General features: G+C 62.4%; 1 protein-coding gene. It reads right to left on the bottom strand.

The window, feature by feature from the left end; genetic code table 11:
• Window positions 1-107: 107 nt before the first annotated feature.
• Window positions 108-1,115, bottom strand: a complete 1,008-nt coding sequence (locus tag H8B02_RS47360; protein ID WP_229172525.1) for an IS5 family transposase — start codon at window positions 1,113-1,115, stop codon at window positions 108-110.
• Window positions 1,116-1,179: the final 64 nt, after the last annotated feature.

The raw sequence follows: 1,179 nt of genomic DNA, 5'->3' as shown, positions 1-1,179 counted from the left end.
GCGAGGGCTTTGCGAAAGTCGAGCAGGTCGACGGGGGCGGGCGCTGGTTGTTTGAGCCGGTCAGTTGCTTGGATGGGGCAGCCGTGATGGCTGGATACCTGGTTTGGTTAGGCGATGTGGGGTGGCGTTCTGGCCCATCGCTGGAGATTGATCGCGGTCGCAGCGAGCTGGAAAGCTGCGGCATTGCGCATCAGGCCCCGATAGCGGGCACGCGCAAGGCCGTAGACGCGTTTGAGCAATGCGAACAACGGCTCGATCGGCGCGCGTCGACGCGAGATGACCGCGTTACGACGCACCGCCCAAGGTCCCAAGCGAAGCCAGCGGTTGTGTCTGCGCATAATGCCGTCGCGAATATCCATCTGCTTCAACCGCACACGTCGCGCGATGGTATCGTAGGCTTTGTCAGCGTAGAGCGTTGCCTCGTCGCCGCAGATCAGCCCGTCAGCGGGCACGGTGTCGTTGACATTGGCTGGCGTAAAGGCGAGGCGCCGGATGATGCGACTGCCTTGGTCCATCGCCACGTGCATCTTGTAGCCGAAGGCATATTTGCCGTCCTTCTTGGTCCAGGCAGCGTCAGGATCGTGAGCGCTTTTGACCAGCTTGCTGGCGGGCCGCCCGTCCGCATCCGGGGGCAAATCGGGATCCGGTGGTTGGGGTGGATTAACCGCCGAGCGGATCAGCGAAGCGTCGATCAATGTGCCGCGCTTCAAGACGAAGCCGGACTTCTCGATCTGTGCCGTAATCAGGGCAAAAGCGCGCTCCGCCAGCCCGCTCGTGGCCAGCTGTTCGCGGAAACGCCATAGCGTGGAATGATCCGGCACCGGCTCACTCAGCGACAGGCCCAGAAAGCGCCGGAACGACAGGCGGTCCACCAGCGCCTCCTCAAGGCCCGGATCGGACAGCCCATACCATTGCTGCAGCAACAGCGCCTTAAACAGTGCCAGCGACGGGTAAGCTGGCGCTCCCATCGACCCGCTGCGCAAGCCGCTCAGCAGCGCTTCAATCGCGCTCCAGTCGACCAGTTCCGACACTCGCTGCAATGGCGCATTGGCTCGAGCCGCGTCATTCACCAGCCCGTCTGTAAAGCTCAATTGACCAATCTGGCGTTCCGCCATCCGTTCCTCCGGCGAATCCTTCACCAAAGAGAATCATCCCGGATGACTTCTGCAAAGCCCTCGC

The sequence above is a fragment of the Bradyrhizobium altum genome (assembly GCF_020889705.1).
GTDB classification, from domain to species: Bacteria; Pseudomonadota; Alphaproteobacteria; order Rhizobiales; family Xanthobacteraceae; genus Bradyrhizobium; species Bradyrhizobium altum.
This window is presented reverse-complemented; position numbering and strand designations above follow the sequence as displayed.

Coding starts and splice junctions, on each gene's coding strand:
- H8B02_RS47360 (WP_229172525.1), bottom strand. CDS start 1,115: ATGGCGGAACGCCAGATTGGTCAATTGAGCTTTACAGACGGGCTGGTG.